Annotated in this window: 16 protein-coding genes; 13 read left to right on the top strand and 3 right to left on the bottom strand. The window is 60.5% G+C overall.

Annotated elements, in window-relative coordinates:
• Positions 1–145: 145 nt before the first annotated feature.
• Positions 146–1,078, bottom strand: coding sequence for a nucleoside hydrolase (locus J3L12_RS11935; RefSeq protein WP_208015287.1), 933 nt, complete (start codon positions 1,076–1,078; stop codon positions 146–148).
• Positions 1,079–1,177: 99 nt separating this feature from the next.
• Between J3L12_RS11935 and J3L12_RS11930 the strand changes: the two genes are divergently transcribed.
• The 11 genes from J3L12_RS11930 to J3L12_RS11880 all read left to right on the top strand — a co-directional run bounded on the left by J3L12_RS11930 (position 1,178) and on the right by J3L12_RS11880 (position 10,586).
• Entirely contained in the window at positions 1,178–2,173 is a 996-nt protein-coding gene (locus tag J3L12_RS11930) for a prolyl oligopeptidase family serine peptidase (protein ID WP_208015286.1), read from the top strand.
• 56 nt (positions 2,174–2,229) lie between these two features.
• A complete protein-coding gene (locus J3L12_RS11925) occupies positions 2,230–2,493 on the top strand; it encodes a hypothetical protein (protein ID WP_208015285.1) in 264 nt (87 codons plus the stop codon).
• A gap of 32 nt (positions 2,494–2,525) precedes the next feature.
• Positions 2,526–3,626, top strand: coding sequence for an alanine racemase (gene alr, locus J3L12_RS11920; RefSeq protein WP_208015284.1), 1,101 nt, complete (start codon positions 2,526–2,528; stop codon positions 3,624–3,626).
• A gap of 72 nt (positions 3,627–3,698) precedes the next feature.
• Positions 3,699–4,019, top strand: a complete 321-nt coding sequence (locus tag J3L12_RS11915) for a DUF3208 domain-containing protein (RefSeq protein ID WP_208015290.1) — start codon at positions 3,699–3,701, stop codon at positions 4,017–4,019.
• Positions 4,020–4,353: 334 nt separating this feature from the next.
• Entirely contained in the window at positions 4,354–5,547 is a 1,194-nt protein-coding gene (locus tag J3L12_RS11910) for an argininosuccinate synthase (RefSeq protein ID WP_208015283.1), read from the top strand.
• Positions 5,548–5,743: 196 nt separating this feature from the next.
• Positions 5,744–6,250 (top strand): GNAT family N-acetyltransferase, encoded by a 507-nt coding sequence (locus J3L12_RS11905; RefSeq protein ID WP_208015282.1) that lies wholly within the window; start codon positions 5,744–5,746, stop codon positions 6,248–6,250.
• 175 nt (positions 6,251–6,425) lie between these two features.
• Positions 6,426–7,820: an argininosuccinate lyase gene (argH, locus tag J3L12_RS11900; RefSeq protein WP_208015281.1), complete on the top strand. Its 1,395-nt coding sequence runs from the start codon at positions 6,426–6,428 to the stop codon at positions 7,818–7,820.
• A 56-nt stretch (positions 7,821–7,876) separates the two neighbouring features.
• Positions 7,877–8,419, top strand: coding sequence for an N-acetyltransferase (locus J3L12_RS11895; protein WP_208015280.1), 543 nt, complete (start codon positions 7,877–7,879; stop codon positions 8,417–8,419).
• Positions 8,420–8,612: 193 nt separating this feature from the next.
• The gene (gene carA / locus J3L12_RS11890; protein ID WP_208015279.1) at positions 8,613–9,779 is read left to right on the top strand and encodes a glutamine-hydrolyzing carbamoyl-phosphate synthase small subunit; all 1,167 of its coding nucleotides are present in this window, start codon (positions 8,613–8,615) and stop codon (positions 9,777–9,779) included.
• A gap of 218 nt (positions 9,780–9,997) precedes the next feature.
• Positions 9,998–10,246, top strand: coding sequence for a nucleotidyltransferase domain-containing protein (locus J3L12_RS11885; protein ID WP_243455184.1), 249 nt, complete (start codon positions 9,998–10,000; stop codon positions 10,244–10,246).
• Positions 10,247–10,259: 13 nt separating this feature from the next.
• Positions 10,260–10,586 carry a DUF86 domain-containing protein gene (locus J3L12_RS11880; protein WP_243455183.1) on the top strand — a complete coding sequence of 109 codons (327 nt, stop codon included), beginning with the start codon at positions 10,260–10,262 and terminating at the stop codon, positions 10,584–10,586.
• A gap of 126 nt (positions 10,587–10,712) precedes the next feature.
• On the opposite strand, the gene J3L12_RS11875 is transcribed toward J3L12_RS11880, so the two are convergent.
• Entirely contained in the window at positions 10,713–11,333 is a 621-nt protein-coding gene (locus J3L12_RS11875) for a hypothetical protein (protein ID WP_208015276.1), read from the bottom strand.
• 238 nt (positions 11,334–11,571) lie between these two features.
• Between J3L12_RS11875 and J3L12_RS11870 the strand changes: the two genes are divergently transcribed.
• Both J3L12_RS11870 and J3L12_RS16770 read left to right on the top strand, forming a co-directional pair.
• Positions 11,572–12,414: an alpha/beta hydrolase-fold protein gene (locus J3L12_RS11870; protein ID WP_208015275.1), complete on the top strand. Its 843-nt coding sequence runs from the start codon at positions 11,572–11,574 to the stop codon at positions 12,412–12,414.
• A 283-nt stretch (positions 12,415–12,697) separates the two neighbouring features.
• Complete coding sequence (locus tag J3L12_RS16770; protein WP_243455182.1) at positions 12,698–12,859, top strand: hypothetical protein; 162 nt, start codon at positions 12,698–12,700, stop codon at positions 12,857–12,859.
• A 232-nt stretch (positions 12,860–13,091) separates the two neighbouring features.
• Here the strand turns inward: J3L12_RS16770 and J3L12_RS11860 are convergent, their stop codons facing one another.
• A complete protein-coding gene (locus tag J3L12_RS11860) occupies positions 13,092–14,252 on the bottom strand; it encodes a PatB family C-S lyase (RefSeq protein WP_208015274.1) in 1,161 nt (386 codons plus the stop codon).
• Positions 14,253–14,261 lie beyond the last annotated feature (9 nt).

Genomic DNA, 14,261 nt, shown 5'->3' with positions numbered 1-14,261 from the left:
CGCCATCACCGTACTGAACTTGGCTTTACCGCTTGGTGGGCTTACCTCATCATCGCCCTGAACCTCATCGCTGCTTCCCCAGACCTGTGTATAGCTGACATCGTTTTGTGACTAGCACCAGTGATTAGCTATAGGCCATCGGCTATCAGCTATTGTAGCGCCCAATGCGCTCTACCAGCAAATCGTAGAAGCCTTCGGCGTCAATCTCGAGCCCTACCTCGCAGTTGGGTGGTTTGCCGGTCACGCGCCAGTAGTCGCAGACCGTGCGCCCAAAGGCCAGCCCTTCGTTGGCCTCGATTTCCACGTTGAACAGGGCGGTTTTGAACAGGTCGGGCCGCAGCAAGAAAGCCACCGCGCAGGCGTCGTGGATGGGGGCGCCATCCCACTTGTAGCGCTGGATGTGGTGCTCGCGGAAGAACTCGAGCAGCTCTGCCGTGAATGCCCCTACCCGGGTGCCCAGGGCGCGGAAACGCTCCACCCGGGCCGGGTGGGCCACGGTCTGATGGGTCAGGTTGAGGCCCATCATCACCAGGGGAACCCCCGCCCCAAAGACAATCTTGGCCGCGTGGGGGTCGCACAAGATGTTGAACTCGGCGCTTGGCGACCAGTTGCCGATGTCAATGGAGCCGCCCATCAGCACAATCTCCCTGATCTGGGGAATGATTCTAGGTTCGAGGCGCATGGCTAGCGCGATATTGGTGAGGGCTCCCACCGGCACCAGCGTGACCTCGCCGGGGTGCTGGAGCACCTGCTCGATGATGAAATGAACGGCGTGCTGGGGCTCGGCTTGGCCGGTGGGGGTGGGCAGATGGGGGCCCTCGAGCCCCGAGACCCCGTGAACCGCCTCGGCGCTGATGCGGTCGCGCACCAGGGGTCGGTCGGCGCCTGCATAAATGGGCACGCTTTTGCCCAGTACCTCCCGCACCACCAGGGCGTTGCGGGTGGTGCGCTCGAGGCTCACATTGCCGTAAACGGTGGTGATGCCCAGAACCTCGAGTTCCTCGCTGGCCAGGGCCAGCATGATGGCGATGGCGTCGTCGTGTCCGGGGTCGCAGTCGAGGATGATTTTGCGTGGCACGAAGCACAGCTTACCGTAAAAAATCTGCTGTGCAGCAATAGCGAACCTTTCTGATGGGATAAAGCATACAATCAGTCCATGCACAAAAGAATTGGCCTGATGGCACTTGTCTGGGGCCTGGTCGGTTGTACCCCACCCTCCCCGGTGAGCCCCAATCAGTGGGAATCGGTGCAGACCCTCTATCAAGATGTATTTTTGCTGCGGGAGAAAGTCATGTACCGTAGTGGTGGCCTCAAGATTTTTGGGCAGATTTGCCGTCCCAACCGGGCCGGACAGTTCCCAATTGTCGTCTGGAACCACGGTGGCTTTGAAGGCCTCCAGGTAGGCGACGCGAATCTATGCCAGAACCTGGCTTTCTTGGGGTATGTGGTATTGATGTCTTCCTATCGTGGCGAGGATGGTTCTGAGGGTCGCATTGAGGTCTGCCAGGGGGAGGTGGACGATGTGCTACAGATGCTGGCGATTGGGCGCACCATGCCCTACGCGAACCCCAACCGGGTGGCGGTGGCAGGGGGTTCGCATGGGGGATGCATCAGCTTGCGTGCGGTGCAGAAAGGCGCACCGGCCCAGGTCTTGATTGATCTTTTCGGCCCCACTGACTGGATTTCGGAGTATCAACAGCTTGAGCAGCTTGCGACTTCCGGTGATAGCAACCAAAAACGTGCGAGCCAAACCCTAATTCCTTTGTTACAAACGGCGCTCGGTGGAACTCCAGCCCAGACGCCCCAAAGCTACCGGGTTCGCTCACCCATCGAATACGCCGCCAGCCTTAGCAACTGGCCTGGTTCAATGCTGGTGGTGCACGGGGCCCTGGATTGGTTGGTTCTACCGGGTCAGTCCTGCAATCTGGTCAAGGCGGTGGGGGGGTTTACCAGTTTCCGCATCAGCGCCAACAACACCACCTCGACCACAGCACCCGCCGGGTGTGAGGCGGCTGGTCTGAGCTGGGCAGGGGGTGAGGTACCCAGGGGCAACTGGGGGGGGAAGCGCTACCTGCTGGTCTATGACAACTTTGGTCATGGTGATGGCGAGCAGGGCAACCTGGCCCTACTGGATGTGCTCAACTATCTGGGCAACAAATTCCCCGCCAACTGAGCGGTATGGGTGGGCCTGAAGGCGTCGGGAGGTGTGCAGTACGGTACAATCGCCTTATGCTCGAGGTCAAAGAAGCGGTCAAGATTGCCACCGAGTACATCCAGACGCTTTTTACCGACAAACAAATTCCTGAACTGCGGCTCGAGGAGGTCGAACTCTCCCCCGACAATCAGTTCTGGGAGGTGACCCTTTCCTTTGTGGTGCGCGAACCCACCGCCTACTTGAGCCTGGGCGATGCAGCCCGCACCCGTGAGTACAAGATTTTTCGCATCAACGCCGAAACCGGGCAGGTACAGAGCATGAAGATTCGTAAAGTGTAGCGCTGTGAACGGTGCGCTATAGACTATCCCTCATGCGCCCTGCCTGGTTGGAAGTTGATCTCGATGCCCTGGCCCATAACTTCCATCTTCTGCGAAAAAGCGCCGGAGACGTGGCTCTAATCGGTGTGGTCAAGGCCAATGCCTATGGCCACGGGGCGGTGGAGGTGGGCAAGGAATTATTGCGCCTGGGGGCTTGGGGGCTGGCGGTGGCCACCACCCACGAAGCCCGCGAACTGCGGAAGGCCGGCATTGTGGCCCGCATCCTGTTGATGGGAAGCCTGCACCCCCAGCAGGCCAGGGAAGTGGTGGAGCTTGACCTGATTCCTTCGATCTCGACCCTCGAGAGCGCCGAGGCCCTCAACGCACTGGGTAAAGCCGTGGCGGTACACCTCGAGTTCGATACCGGCATGGGCCGGGTGGGTTTCCAGCCCGAGGATGCGCCCCTGATCAAGGAACACTTTGTCCGCTACGAAAACCTGCTTATCCAGGGCATCTACTCCCATTTTGCCGATGCCGAGGAGGACGAACCCTGGACAAGGGAGCAGATGGCCCGGTTTCAGGAGGTACAGAAGGTCTTTGGACCGGGCTACTTCTATCACCTGTGCAACACCGCCGGCACCGTCAACTACGGCGAATATGGCCTGAGCGCGGTGCGACCCGGCATCGGTCTGTACGGCCTGCTACCCAACCTGGGCCTGCGGCCCATAGCCCGTTTGCTGGCCAAACCCACCCAGGTCAAGCTGCTTCCGCCCGGGCGCAGAATCGGTTACAGCGGCCTCTACACCACCCAGGGCCTCGAGTGGATTGCCACCCTGCCGGTGGGGTATGCCGATGGCATGCCGCGCCTGGTCTACAACCGGGCTACGGTTCGTTTTTACCCAGAGCGCGGAGCCCCCTGCATCTGTCCGGTGGTGGGGCGGGTCTCGATGGATCAGATTACGGTGAAGATTCCCGCGCCAGTGGGGTTGGATGAGGTATTTGAAGTGGTCACCCCCGACTTTGACCCCACCAGCAGCCTGTGGGGCTGGGCCGAACTCACCGGCACCGTGAGCTACGAACCGGCGGTGCGGCTTTCGCCCCGGTTGCCCAGGGTCTATTTGCGCGACGGGGTTGAGGTCGCGCGGGTAGAGTAGAGGTTTTTGGGGGGCTGAGCAAAACCACTTTTGCTTTTTGATGCTGCGGTGAAAATCAGATACGTGGTTGAGATGAAAGCCGTCAAGCTGTTTCAGGGGTATCTGTGGCACCCCAAAGACCTGGCCTTCGACCCCCGCGAGGCCCTGCCCCGCCAACTGGGAGAGGTGCATGTGCTCATAGACAAGGTGCGAGCCCCCATGACCTTTTTCGAGGATGGCACCCCCACCGAGACCCAGCAGTTCTACCAGGTAACGCTGCTGGTGCGAACCGAGCAGGAGCCCGCCGCACTGAAACCCCTGGCCGAGCGGGTGAGCCGGGAGCTAAAGCCCTACCTCGAGGCCACTCCTCAAACGGTGGGCTGGCAACTGCTGGAAGATTTGCGGCAGATTTGATGCAGGGTACTCCGCGCCCTGGTAGTTAGTCATCGGTGCGCTTCAACGAAGCTAAAACTTCCAAATTGACCATTTGAACATTTATGCACTTACATTTTACGATTATACCTGTACTAACCCCCAAGCCAGGCATGATAATGCGATTTCTGGTTCTGTCTTTGAGCACAATAAGTCTGAAAAATCAGGTCTAGTGCAATAAAAACGGCCTTGACTACTTATACTTGCATTTGTATCCTTATTCAGTATGTTTGCCGCAGGCCATCGGTTGTACCACAGGAGATTTGGCGGTACTGTATGGCTTTGTGGGGTTTGTCCCCAACCCTGAGGTGAATGAATGAAAATCGTACTCGCATACTCCGGCGGCCTGGATACCAGCATCATCCTTAAGTGGCTGATCGAGAACTACAACGCGGAGGTCATCACCTTTACGGCCGACATCGGGCAGGGTGAGGAGGTCGAGGAAGCCCGGGTTAAGGCCCTCAAGACCGGGGCCAGCAAGGCCTACGCCCTGGATTTGCGCGAGGAGTTTGTTCGGGACTTTGTCTTCCCCATGATGCGCTCCGGGGCCCTCTACGAGGGCTACTACCTGCTGGGCACCTCCATCGCCCGGCCCCTCATCGCCAAGCACCTCGTACGCATTGCCCAGGAAGAAGGAGCCGAGGCCATCTCGCACGGGGCCACCGGCAAGGGCAACGATCAGGTGCGCTTCGAGCTTACGGCTTACTCGCTCAAGCCCGACATCAAGGTGATTGCGCCCTGGCGCGAATGGAACCTCATAAGCCGCCCGCAGATGATGGAATACGCCGCTATACACGGGATTCCCGTACCCACCACCCTCGAGAAGCCCTACAGCGTGGACTCCAACCTGCTGCACAACTCCTTCGAGGGGGGCGTGCTGGAAGACCCCTGGGCCGAGCCTCCCGCCGGGATGTTCCGCCTGACCCAAGACCCCTGGGACGCGCCGGATGAGCCCGAGCTGGTGGAGATTCAGGTAGAGGGCGGCGATGTGGTCGGTGTGAATGGCGAGCGCCTTTCACCGGCCAGCCTGCTGGCCCGCCTCAACGAGATTGGGGGTCGGCACGGCATCGGACGGGTAGACCTGGTGGAAAACCGCTTTGTGGGCATGAAGTCGCGGGGCGTCTACGAGACCCCCGGCGGCACCCTGATCTACCACGCCCGGCGGGCTGTGGAGAGCCTGACCCTCGACCGCGAGGTCATGCACCAGCGCGACCAGTTGGGCGTCAAGTACGCAGAGCTGGTGTACAACGGCTTCTGGTTTGCCCCGGAGCGCGAGGCCCTGCAAGCCTACATGGATCACGTAGCCAAAACCGTCACCGGTACGGTGCGCTTCAAGCTCTACAAGGGCAATATCATCCTGGCCGGGCGCCGCTCGCCCCTCTCGCTTTACGACAAGAGCCTGGTCTCCTTCGACGAGAAGGGCGGCTACAACCAGGCCGACGCCGAGGGCTTCATCAAGCTCAACTCGCTGCGGCTGCGGGTGCGGGCCAAGGCCCAGCCAAAGGACTAAGTTGCGCCCGCATAAGGTTTAGAGATGAATCCAGGCCACGCTAGAAAATCATGCTCCGGGCGCAATGCCCGAATGATTTTCGATCATGCCATTATCCAAAACATAGGCGGGAGGTACTTAGTCGAGGGTCAGATGTCGAGGCTCGAGGGACAGCCGTTATTTAGACCGGGGTCTTGTGGCCTGGGTGAGGTTTGCGATGCAGACTGAATCAACCCAGGTGCAGATTCGCCGGGCTACCCCTGCCGATGCGGAGGCCATTGCCCGGATGGTGCGCCAGGCCTGGGCCGACCGGGTGGCCCCGGACTCCTCGGGCCACCAGGAGACGGTGGAGCGCGTGCAGGCTGACCTCGAGCGCGGCTACGCCTGGGTTGCGCTGGACAGAGGCGAGGTGGTGGGCACGGTGCGCCTGGTGCGCCACCCCGACCCCAGGGAGCGCGGGGTCTGGGAGGTCAGGAAACTGGGGGTGCTGCCCGAGTACCGCAAGCAGGGGGTGGCCCACCGGCTGATGGAAGCAGTAGCCCGCCAGGCCTTCGAGGTGCGGGCCCGGGAGCTGCGCCTGGCCGTGCGGCACGACCAGCCCAAGCTGCTCAAGTGGTACACCCAGTTCGGCTTTAGCTACGAACCCAGCCTGCGCTACAGCACGCCCAACCCCAATACCCCACCGCCCTTCGTGATGGTGCGGAAGCTCGAGGTGCTCTCATGAGTTGCTGTAGCATCCTGTCCCAAGGTCGCAGGTCGCAGGTCTCAGGTCGCAGGCTAAACTTACAGAAGAGCCTGGTGTCGGGTTGCTGGTGCCTCGAGAGTCGCGCTACTGGCTTGATTTACCCTACAAGCTATCGACCATTGACAATCGACTATCGACATATGGGGAGGACTTTTTGAGCCAGGAAACGCAAAAAACCTGGGGAGGCCGCTTCAGCGAGGCCCCCAGCCGGATTGCCCAGGAGTTCAATGCTTCCTGGACGTTTGACCAGCGCCTTGCTCTGGTAGACATCGAAGGCTCACTGGCCCATGCGGCCATGCTGGCCCGGCAGGGCATTATCGCTGCCGAGGACGAAGCCCGGCTTCGTCAGGGATTGCTCTCGGTGCGGCAGGAAATTCTGGAAGGCACCTTTCAGTGGCGTGAAGAACTGGAAGACGTGCACATGAACGTGGAGGCGCGCCTTACGGAGCTGGTAGGCCCGGTGGGGGGCAAGCTGCACACCGCCCGCAGCCGCAACGACCAGGTAGCCACCGACCTGCGCTTGTGGGTGCGGGGCGAGCTCACTGGTTTACTGGACGATCTCAAAGCCCTGCGCCGGGTGCTGGTGCAGGAGGCCGGGAAGTACATAGAGCCCCCGCTCATCCTGCCCGGCTATACCCACCTGCAGCGGGCCATGCCGGTGCTCCTCTCGCACTGGTTTCTGGCCTACTACGAGATGCTCACCCGCGACGCCGGGCGCCTTCAGGACGCCCTGAACCGCCTCAACGAATCGCCCCTGGGTGCGGCGGCCCTGGCCGGGACAGGCTTTCCCATAGACCGGCACTTCACGGCCTCGGCGCTGGGCTTTGTGCGGCCCATGCGGAACTCCCTGGATGCGGTGGGCTCACGCGACTTTGTGCTCGAGGTACTCTCTGCGCTGGCCATCGGGCAGATTACCCTTTCGCGCCTGGCCGAGGAAATCATCCTCTACACCACTTTCGAGTTTGGCTTTGCGGTGCTGCCGGACGCTTTCTCTACCGGAAGCTCCATCATGCCCCAGAAGAAAAACGCCGACCATGCCGAGCTGATCCGGGGCAAGGCGGGCCGGGTGCTGGGCAGCTTCGTCACCCTGGCCACCCTGACCAAGGGCCTGCCGCTGGCCTACAACAAAGACCTCCAGGAGGACAAAGAACCCCTTTTCGATGCGATGGACACCTACCGGGCCTCGGTCAAACTCCTGGCGGCCATGCTGCCGGGCCTCAAGTGGAACGCCGAGGTCATGGCCAGGGCCGCCGAGTCGGGCTTCTCGCTGGCTACCGAGCTGGCTGACTACCTGGCCGAGCGGGGGGTGCCCTTCCGTGAGGCCCATCATGTGGTAGGGCGCATTGTGCGCCACTGTGTAGAGCAGCACAAAGAACTGCGTGACCTGAGCCTGGCGGAGCTGCAGGGCTTCCACCCTTTATTTGACGAGGACGCATTACCGCTGACCCGCCTGGAGACCGCCATCCACCGACGACGAAGCTACGGCGGTACCGCGCCTGAAGCGGTGCGGGAGGCGCTCAAGGCAGCGCAGCTCGAGGTCGAGACATGAAGACGGCTCAAAAAAGGCCCTTTCCCGTTGCCGGGAGGGCAGGCTGAGGGGGGTATGTGAGTAACCTGATCGAGATTGGCACCACGGTTTTGCCCAGGGTGCGCTGGGACGCCAACGTAGAGCTTCGCAAAGCCCGAATGAAGGATGTGGAGCAGATCTACACCCTGATCAAGTACTGGGCCGAGCGCGGCCTGATGCTGGTACGCAGTCATAACCACCTCTACGAAAACCTGCGTGATTTTTTCGTGCTGGAAGATGAGTACGGCCACATCGTGGGGAGTGGTGCCCTGCACATCCTCTGGCACGACATTGCCGAGGTGCGGGGTCTGGCTATCCACCCCGAGCGGCAGGGGCAGGGGTTGGGCCGCTGGATAGCCCTGGCCGCCGAACGCGAGGCCAAGGACCTGGGCATCCCGCAAATCTTCGCCTGGACGCTCCAGGTCAAGTTTTTCACCAGCCTGGGCTACCACGTGACCACCCGCGAGGCCCTGCCCCCCAAGGTCTACGCCGAGTGCAGTGCCTGCCCCTTCTACGACAACTGCCGCGAGATCGGCGTGACCAAGGTGCTGGATGTGGAAAACGCCTACAAGGTCGGCTAGCGCCCAAAATCCCCACTACTCCCCGGCTGTGCTGAGCGGGGGCCTGGGTTGGGCCAACGGCGCTGGTGCGACGGTGGGCATAAATGCCCTGGGCAAGCCATCGGGATCTTCACCAGCCCGGATTCAAACCCCTGGCTCTGTATAGAAATACGAAAAACATGTATATTGTCACTTTGGGAAGTGAGGCTTGGGCATGAAAGAACGCGCAGTGCTGGTACTCGAGGATGGCACCACCTACCACGGCTACGCCTTTGGGCACCGCGGCAAGAATGTGGGCGAGGTGGTTTTCAACACCGCCCAGACCGGCTATCAGGAAATCCTGACCGACCCCAGCTACAACGGGCAAATCGTGGTGATGACCTACCCCCACCAGGGCAACTACGGGGTGAACGTGTTCGACATGGAAAGCAACCGGCCCTGGGTGCGGGGTTTTGTGGCGCGGGAGTTCAGCAAGTACACCGCCGGCCCTCGCGCCCAGCAGAGCCTGGAAGAGTTCATGCGCGAGACCGGTGTAATCGGCCTGGAAGGCATAGATACCCGCGCCCTGGTGCGCAAAATCCGCGAGGGCGGGGTGATGAAGGGGGTAATTGCCCACGCCACCCACTTCGGCTCCCCTAGCTACCGTTTTTCCCCCGAAGATATTGCCGCCCTGCGCGAGGAAGCCCGCAGATGGACCGACATTGACGGGCGCGACATGACCCCCGAGGTCTCCACCCCGCTCCCATACCAGTTCCCTACCTTTAAGGGTAAACGGCGGGTGGTGGTGATGGACTTTGGCATCAAGCATGCCCAGATGCGCTACATGGCCGAGTTGGGCTTCGAACTGATTGTGGTGCCCGGCAAAACCAGTCCCGCCCAGATTATGGCCCTGGAGCCCCACGGGCTTTTCGTTTCCAACGGCCCCGGTGACCCCAGCATGCCCCGCTACGCCCACGAGACCCTCTGGAAGCTGATGGGCCTGTTGCCCACCTTCGGCATCTGCCTGGGGCACCAATTGCTGGGCCTGGCCGCAGGTGGACGCACCTTCAAGCTCAAGTTCGGCCACCGGGGAGCCAACCACCCGGTCAAGAATCTGCTCACCGGCAAGATCGAAATTACCAGCCAGAACCACGGCTACGCCGTAGACCCCGACTCCCTCAAGGAATTCAAGCCCACCCACATCAACCTGAACGACGGAACGCTGGAGGGTATGACCCACCTGCGCTACCCGGTCTTTAGCGTGCAGTACCACCCCGAAGCCTGCCCCGGCCCACACGACTCCATTTACCTCTTTCACCGCTTCCTGGAGGAAGTGGATGCCTTTAATGGCCTGACCGGAACGCCAGTGGAGAAGCAGCGCGTGGGGGGGCTGGGGATTTAGGGCGGTTTGTAGAGAGAATCCCGCACTGCTCTGTGGCAATAAGAGCGGCCTTCACACATTTTGAGCCCTCCGGTTTCAAGCAAGCTTTGTCCACAACAGAACAGTGGCCGCCGGGATGGGCGGCCACGTCTATGAAGAGCGCGATTAGCCCATGTGGGACTTGTTGCTACAATAGCTTCGTGACACTCGCAGAGGTGAAGGCCATCTTGAGCCAACACATGGTTGAGCTTCGTGCTTTTGGCGTGAAGCAACTCTACGTTTTTGGTTCGGTGGCAAGGGAGGATGCTCACCCGGACAGCGATGTGGATTTTGTGGTTGAGCTAGAGCGCTATACCCTGCGCGACTATGTAGGACTCAAGCTGGCGCTCGAGGAGTGGCTGGGGGCAGCAGTCGACCTAACAACCTTCCAGAGCCTCAAGCCCGAGGTGCGCCAGAGCCTCGAGGGAGCTCTGAGACGTGTCGCGTAGGCTTAGACTCTTTTTGCAGGATATTCTCGAGGCTTCAGCACGTATTCGCCGCTATACAAAGGGGCTGGGGTTTGAAGAGTTTGACCAAAACGAACTCGTGCTGGATGCTTGTATTCGTAACTTTTTGGTAATCGGTGAAGCGATCAAACAAATCCCTGACGAAATTCGCAACCAACAGCCCCAGATTCCCTGGAGGCTCATCGCAGGAATGCGAGATATTCTGATTCATGCATACTTCTCGACTGATAGCCGAATACTTTGGGATGCAATCACAAACGAACCTGAGCCGTTGGAGCAAGCGGTCAGAAGGGTACTCGAGGATGTAAATGCCTGGGGGTAGCAAAGTAGCAGCACATTTTGACTGCTTATCACGCCCTTTACAGGCCTGGCCACCCTTCCAAACGACCGCCCTACTGTTATAAAAGCTTTCTAAAAGCCGCATGGCTCTGAATGTGCGATAAGCGCTCTATCGCCCAAACTCAATCAGCTCGCTGCTCTGCCCGCCAAAAGTGCCCTCGCTGACCTGCTTTACCACACCCACCCCCTCGGCAAACCAGTAGGTGGCCCTGCCGCCAAAACCAATGCCAAACTCGCCCCGGAAACTGGCCTCGACCCGCAAGGCCTCGAAGCGGCCTGCAGGTACGCTGATGGTTTCTTTGGCCACGATGCGGTTCTCGACCTCGAGAAAACCCGTCAGGTCGAAAACGGCAATGCGGCCCTTTAGTTCGTAGCGGTAGACCCAGCGCCCGCCTACCCGCCAGGTTTCGTTGCTGGGAATGATTACGCCGGTGAGCCGGGTCAGTCGCACGCTACCGCCTGGAATGGGCATTTCGCCTTCCGGTAGGGTACGCAAGCCCTGAGGGGTACACGTCCACTGGGTGGTCTCGGTGCGAGCGGCAAAGCGTCGCTGCTCCAGGAGCGCACCCACCCCCGCTTGTGTAAAGGTTTGGGTGTAGACCTGGTTATCGTTCAGATTGCGGTAGCGCCAGCGCAGGTCGGGGTCGGTGGGATAGAAAGCGCTGGAACAAACGTTGCCAAAGGCCAGGCTACCCAGCCATACGATGGCCCAGAAACCCCAGGCTTTCATGCATCCAGTGTGGGCGAGGGGCTTTGGCGGAATGTGGGGCTATCCAACAAAAACACGGTTCGCTAAAGAAAACGTTATGAACGGTTAAGAAGGGGTTGCTGCGGAGATACCCAAGGGGCCAGAAGATGTCTGCTAACCATGGTTTTTGCCATAACGCTCGAGGAACCTTGCTCGAGGCCTGCTGCTACCAGCCTCGCTTTAGACTCGACTTTTGACGGCAAGCCCGTACAATACGCCAATGGGCGTTTTAGCTCAGTCCCAAGTATGGCAACCCCACCCTACCGGCCCCGGCCACACCGTAGTGGGGGAGGTTCTGGTATTCAAAGACCTGCGCAGCCCCCAGCTCGGCAACAAGCGCGATCTTCTTGTTTACCTGCCCCCCTCCTATCGCACAAGTAACCAGCACTACCCCGTGCTCTACATGCACGACGGCCAGAACCTCTTCGACGAAGCTACCAGCTACGTGGGCGAGTGGCAGGTAGACGAGAGCATGGAGAAGCTGGCCGGGGAGGGAATAGAGGCCATTGTGGTGGGCATCCCCAACATGGGGGTGGAGCGCCTCAACGAATACAGCCCCTTCCGCGACCCCAAGCATGGGGGCGGCAAGGGCGAGAAATACCTCAAGTTCCTCACCGAGACCATCAAACCCTTCATAGACGACGAGTTTCGTACCCTACCAGACCGCGACCACACCGGCGTGATGGGCTCTTCGATGGGTGGGTTCATCAGCTTGTGTGCGTACTACTATCACCCCGAGGTCTTTGGCATTGCGGGCGTGGTGAGCCCGGCGTTCTGGTTTGCCGACGGCGCTATTTACAGCTTTGTGGAAAAAGCCCGCCAGGTGCCAGGCCGGCTCTACATGGATGTGGGCTTCCGTGAGCTCACCCTGTCCCATGTGAGCAGCCGCCGCTATCTGGAAGGGGTGCGCCGTATGCACCGCATACTCCTGCAAAAAGGCTGGCAGCCCGGCCACGACTACCTGTATGTGGAAGACAAGGAGGGTGTCCACAACGAAGGCCACTGGGCGCGGCGTTTTCCCGACATGATGCGGTTTCTGTTTGGAGGGGTCGCTCGAGACTGACTACCCCGCTGTAGCGAGGTTCATACGCCTCCAGGTATCTGGGAGGGATTGACCTCGAGCCCCTCGCTACAGCGTAGGGAGGGTCTCGAGCAATGCCCTGAACCCAGGTACTGCGTAAAACCGCAGTTTTGTAACCTCACCCTGCCCTCTCCTGCACGATAGGGGAAGGGCGGCGTGAGCCAAAGTGTGGCTGCTTCTGTGAAGGAGCGTAGCATAGATGGGCCTTGGGGCAGCCGTTTAACTGAATTCAACAAACCTGCTAAGCACATAAAATGGAGCAAACATGCGCGTTCTGGTGACCTCGCTCAAAGGCGGGGTGGGCAGGATCACCACGGCCATTCACCTGGCTGCATTTCTGCAACTGCGGGGCCCTAACTTACTGGTGGATGCCGAGCCTGCCGGGGGCGCTGGCTTGGGCGTGGCAGGGGTCGGGGTTGCCCTTTGAGGTGGCGAGTTCCGAGGAGGCCCGGCCCAGGCGGTTCGAGCACATGGGTGATAGATACCGCCGAACATCCCAGGGGCAAAACCCTGCGAGAATACGCCGATAAGGCCGATGTAGTTGTGCCGACCTCCCCTGGAGTGCTCTCGCTGGTGAGTTTGGAGCAGTTCGTGAAGGAGCTCGAGGCCCAAACCTACCCCTTTTGCATGAGCAGCCCAACGGATTCGCTGTGTTGGACTCAATCCACTGTTTGCACCACCCGCGCGATCCGCAAGAGCGCCTCCTGCACCAGGCTCCGGCTGGTGGCAAAGTTCAGGCGCAGCCAGCCCTGGTACTGCGGCCCAAAAATCTTGCCGTCGTTGAGGCCGACCTTGGCCCGCTCGAGCATTACCTTGTGAACCTCCTGGGCAAAGGGGGCGCGTGAGAAATCGAACCAGGCCAGGTAGGTGCCCTCCGGGGGCAGGTAGCCGACCTGGGGCAGGTGCTGGGCCATGAACCCTGTGATGAAGTCGCGATTGCCCTGCAAATAAGCCCGTACTTCCTGGAGCCAGTCCTGGGCGTGCTCGAGGGCGGCCCGCCAGGCGGCCATGGAGAGCACGTTGGGGTGGCCGCCAATACCCTTCAGCACCTGGGCCATCGCAGCCAGAATCTGCTTGTTGTGGCTGATGGCTACCCCACCGCCCAGCCCCGCCGTGTTGTAGGTTTTGCAGGGTCCGGTGAGGGTGACGGTGCGCTGGGCAATTTCTGGGCTCAGCGAAGCAATGGGAATGTGCTCCCCTTCATAAATCAGGTCGGCCCATAGTTCATCGGACATCACCCACAGGCGGTGGCGCAGGGCAAACTCGGCCAGTTGTTCCAGTTCGTCGCGCCGGAAGACCCGCCCGGTGGGGTTCTGGGGGTTGCACAGCATCAGGAGCCGGGTGCGGGGGGTTACCAGGCTTTCCAGTTGCTCAAAGTCAATCTCCCAGCCAGACTCGGTGCGCAGGAGGGGGTTGTGCCGGGCAATCCGGTGGTGCTCGTTCAGGGCAAAGAGGAAGGGATGATAGACCGGCACCTGGGTAATCACCTCGTCGCCGGGGCTGCTCAGGGCCAGTACGCTGGCATAAATGGCCGGCACAACCGAGGTGGTAAGCAGCAGGTTCTCGGGGGCCAGGCCGGTCAGGCCGTGTCGGCTCTGCTGCTGGATAAGCAGTTGTAGGAGAGCTTTGTCGCCCGTCATTGGGGGATAGCCCACCCGCTCCTGCAGCCGCTCCACAATGGCCTGCGTAATGGCCGGGCTGATGGGAAAGTCCATATCGGCCACCCACATGGGCAGCACATCCTCGGGGTAAAAGTGCCATTTGCCGCTGTAGCCGTAGGGGTCGCGCAGGGTGTGGGGCGATAGGTGGTCGAGTTGCATGGCTATAGC

This window comes from Meiothermus sp. CFH 77666 (genome assembly GCF_017497985.1).
Classification (GTDB): Bacteria; Deinococcota; Deinococci; order Deinococcales; family Thermaceae; genus Meiothermus.
The sequence above is the reverse complement of the archived record's forward strand: the minus strand, read 5'-3'. Positions and strand labels throughout refer to the sequence as shown.